Here is a 7,221-nt window from a genome sequence, read left to right as displayed (position 1 = left end):
TTCACGTCGACGATCGCCGTCATGCCGGTGTTGGTGGCGCGCAGCATCATGCGGCCGCTTTCCAGGGCGCGCATGCGGGCAATCTGCAGGTGTTGTGCCGGCGCCAGCGAATCGCCGAACCAGGCGACGTTGGAAACATTCACCAGGAGCGTCGCGGCGGGCAGGGCGCCGATGATCTCCTCGCCAAAGGCGTCCTCGTAGCAGATGTTCACGCCAACGCTCTGGCCGGCCAGGCGCAGCGGCGGTTGTCCGGGGGAACCGGCGGTGAAGTTCGACATCGGGATGTTCGCCATGGCCATGAACCAGGCAAAACCCCGCGGTACGAATTCGCCGAACGGAACGAGATGGACCTTGCTGTAGCGCTGTTGCCCCGACGCGCCCGCACTCCATGCCGCGTTGAAGTACTCGCTCCCCTCGGCGATGGCGATCCCGAGCAGCAGGTCACCGTTCCGCCGCAGGGCGAGCTGCCCCAGGGCATCGAGATACTCGGCCGGCACCTGGTCGAGAAAGGCCGGCAGGGCGGTTTCGGGCAGCACCGTGAGCTGCGCCGGATTGTCGAGTGCCAGACGATAGTAAGTGCGCAAGGAATCGATGAACCTTTCGGGCCGCCATTTCATCTCCTGCGGTACATTGCCTTGCAGCAGGGCCACCGAGACGGGATCGCCCGTCGCCTGCGTCCATTGCGCCTCGCGAAGCAGGAATCCGCCAGCCAGAATCAGGCCGGCAGCGAGGAGGGGTGGGATGGGACGCCAGCGCTGCCAGCCGCGCTCCCGGCAGGCGGCAGTGGACCGCCAGCGCCTGCCGATCTCGAACAGGTGCGCACCGACCAGCGCGGAAAGCAGCGAAACACCATACACGCCGACCAGCGGCGCATAACCGGCGAGCGGACTCGGCGGAGTCTGCGAGTAGCCGGCAGCCAGCCACGGAAAGCCGGTGAATGCCCAGCCTCGGCACCACTCGAACAAGGTCCAAACGGCGGCAAAAAGCAGGCAACGCCGCCACCAGGAGGGCGGCGCCAGATAAACGAACAGGGCGCCGGTCGCCGCCGGGAAGAGCGCGAGCACGGCGCAGAACAGGATCGTCGCCATGCCTGCCAAGGGCATCGGCATGCCGCCGAAAACGCTGAGGCTGACATAGACCCACGAGACGCCGGCGAGAAACAGCCCGAAACCGAAGGCTGCGGCGATCAGCGTGGCAGGCAGCGTCCGCCGTTCGCCATCCGCTTCCCGAACGAGCAGGGCAAACAGCCCGCCCAGGCTCAACCATTCGAGCGGAAACCAGCCGACCGGGGCGAAGCCGAGCACGCCCACCGCGCCCAGCGCGAATGCGGCGAAGCAGCGTCCGCGCAAACTTCTATTCAGCGTCGCTCGCCTCCGGCACACGGGAGACGACCAGTGTGTAGATGCGGCGGCTGTCAGCGCGCAGAACCTGGAAACTCAAACCGTCGATCACCGTCGTTTCGTTGAACTGTGGCACCCGGCCGAGGCGATGCAGGATCAGGCCGCCGACCGTGAGGCACTTGTCGTCGCTGAAGCTCGTTCCGAAAGCGGCATTGAAGTCGGCCAGTTCGGTGTGCGCCTTGACCCGATACAGGCCGTTCGGATCGAGCTGGACGTTGTCGTCGGCTTCGTCGAAGTCGTACTCGTCTTCAATCTCGCCGACGATCTGTTCGAGCACGTCCTCGATGGTGATCAGGCCGGCGATGCCGGCGTATTCGTCGATGACGATCGCCATGTGATTGCGCGACACGCGAAACTCGCGCAGCAACACGTCGAGGCGCTTGAATTCGGGGATGAAGACTGCCGGACGCACCCACTCGCGCAAGTTGAAGTGATCTTCCGGTCGTACGCGCAACAGATCCTTGCTCAGCAGGATGCCAACCACGTTGTCGCGACTGCCGTTGATCACCGGAAAACGCGAGTGGGCGGTGGTGTTGACCCGGGCGACGACCTCCTCGATCGAGTCCCCGACATCCACTACCTCCATCAGTGGTCGGGGTACCATGACTTCGCGAACGGTCATCTCCGAAGCCGCGAGCGCGCCTTCGATGATGCCGAGGGCGTCGGCGTCGAGCAGCTTGCGCTGGTGGGCCGAGTGTAAGAGTTGCATCAATTGTTCGAGATCTTCCGGCTCTCGCACCAGGAACGAAGAAAGTCGTTCAAGAAGACCGGGCTTGTCACTGCTGTCCATGCTTGCCTTGCGAGGAATGAAGCGTCAGCGGCGATGCGCCGGCGATGGCAGGCGGGCGAGCGCCGCTGACGCTTCACACCTATTCTTGAGTGGGGGGCAGGTATTCGAGAATTCCGTCATTCTTCGATCGGCGCCCGTCATTTCGTGAAAGCAGGCCGGACTTGTGAAATGACTTGCTGGAGGTATCCGGCACAGCTTTGGCGAAAATCGAGATGTCGCCCTATTCAACAGTCTGCTCTTCGGCATCGTGCGAGCTTCACCAGCTTATCAGGGCCTCGTCACTCGGAACAGATGCGCCAAGGCCCTGTTCAATGTGAAAGTCGCCTCAGCGACTCACGAACCTCCCCTCGCCCGCTCGCGGGAGGGGTCGGGGGGCGAGATGGGGAATTCACGGAGCATGCTCCGTGCCCATCGAGCGATTCCGGCGTGCAAGCCGGAATGCGCCCTGCAAGGGAGGGAAACGGGCATGACTTTCATTATTGGGGGTGTCTGGGACCGTCATGCCCGTTAGTCTGCTTTTCACGCCCCGCGCCGATTCCGCGAGAAAGCCGAGACCCTGTCTGCCCTGGCATGATCGAATGGTCCGGGATGCCATGCGGCCTGCAAGACGGCAAGCGAATCCGAGACAAGTCGCAACCCATCATACGGTTGGCAGACTTGAGCCGCATCTTGTCCGACCGGCGAGGCGCGCCCCTGCTCACGCTTCTTCCTGACTTGGAACACACTTGCCTGCGGCGATATCGAGCAGGCTCGTCACGCGTTGCTCCGGATTCTCGGCGATTCGCCTCAGCAACTTCAGATAGGCCGACATGATCTGGCGAACGGTCTCCAAGGCATAGCGCCGCTTGTCGTAAACGAGGCTGATCGTCAATTCGGGGCTGACGGTCACGAACAGCGTCAGCGGGTAGAGCGGCTGGGTCACATAGGCAACATCGGATAGCTTCAAACCGGCTGGCGCGCAGCCCGCCAGATCGCTTCCGGCGTAATTGCCCACTACCACCACCGAGTCGAACAACGGCCGTCTTTCCGGAGGCACCTGGCTACACTGCTGGATCAGCGCCAGCGGCGTGTGCTCGTACTCGCGCATTTCAGCCATCTGCAGTTGGAGCAGGCGCAACCACGACAGGATCGTGGCATCCGCCACGAGACGTGTGCGCAATGGCTGCGTGACGACAACCAGGCCGCGGATGGTGTCGATGCCGTGCAAGCCGCACTGCCGTCCGGAAGCGATGGTGCCAACCATGGCGTCCGCGGAATCCGTATAGCGATGCAGCAGCAGCGCCCACGCCCCGTGTATCAGAGTACTCAGGGTGAGCCCACTTCGCCGCACGACTTGTTCCAGTGGTGCGAAATCTCCTGGCGCGACACGGACCTCGTGCCAGCCGTGCGAGATCTCGTTGCTGGAAGGCGGAGTAAGGGCCGGTGAAAGGTCCTTGATGGATACCGGTGTCGTAAACCCTGCCAACTGGTGGCGCCAGAAACGCTGTGCTGCCGAAGCATCCTGCGATTCGGACCAGACGACGAAGTCGCGGTAGCGCGTGCGCTGTTCGGTACCCGGCTGCAATCCTGCAACAAGCGAGTCGTAGGCCTGGAACACCTCGCGCAGCACGAGCGGTTCAGACCAACCGTCGAAGATGACGTGATGATATGTCCAGAGCACCCGCCAGCGTACGTCGGTGAGACGGACCAGAGTCACGCGGCTCAGCGGCGGGCGCTTCAGGTCGAAGCCCTTCATCCTGTCGTCGATGATCAATTGAGCCAAATGGGAAGCGTGCTGCGTCGCCGGAATTTCACGCCAGTCCAGAATGGACGGAACGAGAGCCGCGCTACGCACCAATACCTGGAGCGGGTAGGGCGCCCCCCTTCTGACGACTGCAGTACGCAGCATTTCCTCCTGCCCGGCAACGTGTTGCCAAGCCCGGCAAAACGCGGTCTCGTCGACGGTTCCGGTCAAGTCGAAGGCGATTTGCTCGACATAAGCGCCCGAGGTTCTTGGAACGAGCAACGATTGGAAGTAGATGCCGCGCTGCGTTGCACTCAGCGGATAGACGTCCTCGACTTCGGGAAACAGCGCGGCCAGCTGTTCCCGCCAGAGTCCCGTGTCCCATGTCTGGTCGGCACGCATTGCGCTGTCCAATGCATGGACGCTGTCGTCGGCGTGCTCCTGCCCGGCCAGGAGGTGCGAGGCCAACTCGGCGACCGACGGATGGCGGAAGATTTGCCGCGGTGCGAGCGTGAACCCCAACAGCGCGAGTTCTGCGACGGCGTAGATGGTGAGGATCGAATCGCCGCCGATCTCGAAAAAGTTATCGTGGATGCCGACGCGGTCGATTCCGATGACCTTCGACCAGACAGCGGCGATAGCCTCTTCGGTGGCGTTGCGCGGTGCAACGTAGTGCTCGCTCTCCAATCCCTTCGCAGATTCTATTCGGGTCAGCGCCCGGCGGTCTATCTTGCCCAGCGGCGTCAGGGGCAGCGCGTCCAGCGCAACGAGAACGGCCGGCACCATGTGATCGGCAAGCGCGCCCTTGAGGTATTGTCGTAATTCGGCCGTGCTCAGCTGGGCGCCATTATGCGTGACGAAATATCCCACCAGGCGAAGATTGCCTACGGCATCCTCGACGGTGACCACGGCAGCGTCCTGCACTGCCGGGTGCAGCGTCATCACGCCTTCGATCTCTCCGGGTTCGACGCGGTAGCCGCGAACCTTGACCTGTTGATCGATGCGGCCGAGAAATTCGATGGATCCGTCCGGCAGCCACCGGCCGAGGTCGCCGGTACGGTACATTCGCCCTTCGGCAACCTCCGGGAACGGGCAGCGAACGAAAGCGGCCATCGTCTTCTCCGGCTGGCGCCAGTAGCCTTCGCCAACGCCGATGCCGGCAATGCAGATCTCGCCGGGAACACCGACTGGCAGCAGGGCCAGATCCCGGTCCAGGACGAAGAGGCGAATGTTGGGCAACGGCCGGCCAATGGGGGCAATCCCGCACTTGTGCGAAAGGGGTTCTCGCATCACCAGCAGGGTCACGTCATCGGAAGTCTCGGTTGGGCCATAGGTGTTCGCGATGGGAATGTCGGGGTAGAGCACAAGCCAGCGGTCGACAAGTTCTGCAGGCAGTGCTTCGCCGGTACACATCATGCAGCGCAGGTCGGGAAGGCGGCGGCTCTCTCGCGGCAACTCGGCGAGGAGATCGATGAGGGCGCGCAACACAACCGGCACCGGCTCCGCTACCGTCACCCGATGGTCGCGCATTGCGGCCAACAGCAGGGCAGGATCCACCACCGCCTCGTAGTCGGCGATCACCGTCGCTCCTCCGAACAACAGAGGTGCCATGAATTGCCAGACCGAGATGTCGGACGACGAGGCAGCAGTCTGAAGAAAACGAAAGTCGCCCTTGATGCCGATTCCCTCGAGCTCTCCAAAGAGGTGATTGAGCGCCCCGTCGTGGCAGCAGATCGCACCCTTGGGCCGTCCCGACGATCCCGACGTATAGATCATGTAGGCGCGGTCCGTGCCGGTGAGCGCCAGCTCGGGGTTGTGACGCGGAGCGGCCGCGAGCTGTTCGGGCTGAACAAGCGCAAGACCTGGCCGCTCAGATCGGGGCCCGCCGTCGATGCTCCCGGTGACCGACAGCAGGGCCTTCAAGCCTGCGCAATCGGCCAACATTTCCCAATAATCTGCGACAGTGGCTGCGTCTGAAATCAGCAGAGCCGCCTCGCTGTCTTCCAGCATGTAACGGATACGGTCACGCGGGTAGGTGGGATCGAGCGGTACGTATGCCCCGCCCGCCTTGAATACAGCCAGCATGGCGACGAGAAAGTCGCAACTCCGGTGAAGCAAAATGCCCACGAAAGCGCCCTTCGTCAACCCGAGCGCCAGCAAGGTAGACGCCAGCCGGTTCGCGCGCTCATTGAGTTCGGAGTAACTCAGGCGGGTGTCCCGGTGAATCACCGCTGTAGCTTCGGGTGTACGGGCCGCCTGTTCTTCGAACAGCGCGTGGAAGGTGGACTGAACGGGGAACCGAGCGGAACTCGCGTTGAATTCCAGTGCCACTTGTCGTCGTTCTTCCGCGGTGAGCATGACAATGTCCCGGAGCGTGGTCGCCGGATCGCCCGAGATTTGCCTGGCTGCCGTCAATAAGTGTGAAACCAAGCGCTCAATCGTTGCCTTCTCATAGAGATCCACGGCATAGAGAACCCTGCCGTGGAAACGTCCCCCAACGGTCTCGAACAGAAAAGCCAAGTCCACGGGATAGGCGCGCAGGTCGATTGTGGTTCCAGCTCCTCCCACCGCCAGGGCGATATCAAAGAGAGGAAAGCGGTGCGTGCCCAGCTCCCGGCCAAGGAGCTGAGGAAGTTCGCGCACGATTGCCAATGAACGCGCCGACACCTCCGCCAACTCGGCTGCCACGTTCCTTATGATGGTGAGGATCGTCGCATCGCGCTCACAGGCCAGCAGCAAAGGAACGACGACCGGCAAATCATCCGCAGCGGCTGCCGCTTTCAGGCCGACAACCATCTTGTCCTCGCGCTGGTACTTGGCCAGGAGAACGGCAAGCAGACCTACGCATATCTCGACATCGGACGCTCCACGGGTCGTCTCGAGACTTTTCAGGATGCGCACGACCTCTGCATCCAGTTCGAAGCCAATACTCTCGTATACTCGTTCCAGCGTGGTTGCTCGCCTGAAATCCGGAACGACAGCTGCACGCGGCACATCCTCATCGAGCTTCGACAACCAGAACAGCTTGTCGCTCAGGTCGCCTTCAGGATCCTCGGGCGCGTGCCGTGCCGGGGTACGGGTGGGAGATGTCATGTCAAGTGGAGCTCCGAAAGAAGTTAGTCCGGTAACGCCAAGTGCGCCGCTTATGAGCATGGATCCGTGTGCCTCAGAATGGTGCACCGTCGGTTCAACGACCCATGCCCAGCAGTCGGACTCGTTACGTTATGATCGCACCCTAGCTGCGACGCGATCAAGCGAAAGATTGGCTATCCGAGTTGGGCGCGGCAGACTCGGCGCGCGCCCTGCAC

General features: G+C 62.6%; 3 protein-coding genes. All 3 read right to left on the bottom strand.

Annotated features, from left to right (window positions below):
* On the bottom strand, positions 1 to 1,349 hold a 1,349-nt coding region (gene lnt / locus NFV80_RS00505), incomplete at its 3' end, for an apolipoprotein N-acyltransferase (protein ID WP_296757466.1).
* A gap of 4 nt (positions 1,350 to 1,353) precedes the next feature.
* The gene (locus NFV80_RS00500; RefSeq protein ID WP_296757464.1) at positions 1,354 to 2,190 is read right to left on the bottom strand and encodes a transporter associated domain-containing protein; all 837 of its coding nucleotides are present in this window, start codon (positions 2,188 to 2,190) and stop codon (positions 1,354 to 1,356) included.
* Positions 2,191 to 2,887: 697 nt separating this feature from the next.
* Positions 2,888 to 7,093 carry an amino acid adenylation domain-containing protein gene (locus tag NFV80_RS00495; RefSeq protein ID WP_296757461.1) on the bottom strand — a complete coding sequence of 1,402 codons (4,206 nt, stop codon included), beginning with the start codon at positions 7,091 to 7,093 and terminating at the stop codon, positions 2,888 to 2,890.
* Between the last annotated feature and the right edge of the window lie 128 nt (positions 7,094 to 7,221).

Source organism: Accumulibacter sp. (assembly GCF_023806565.1).
In the GTDB taxonomy this organism is placed as follows: Bacteria; Pseudomonadota; Gammaproteobacteria; order Burkholderiales; family Rhodocyclaceae; genus Accumulibacter.
The sequence above is the reverse complement of the archived record's forward strand: the minus strand, read 5'-3'. Positions and strand labels throughout refer to the sequence as shown.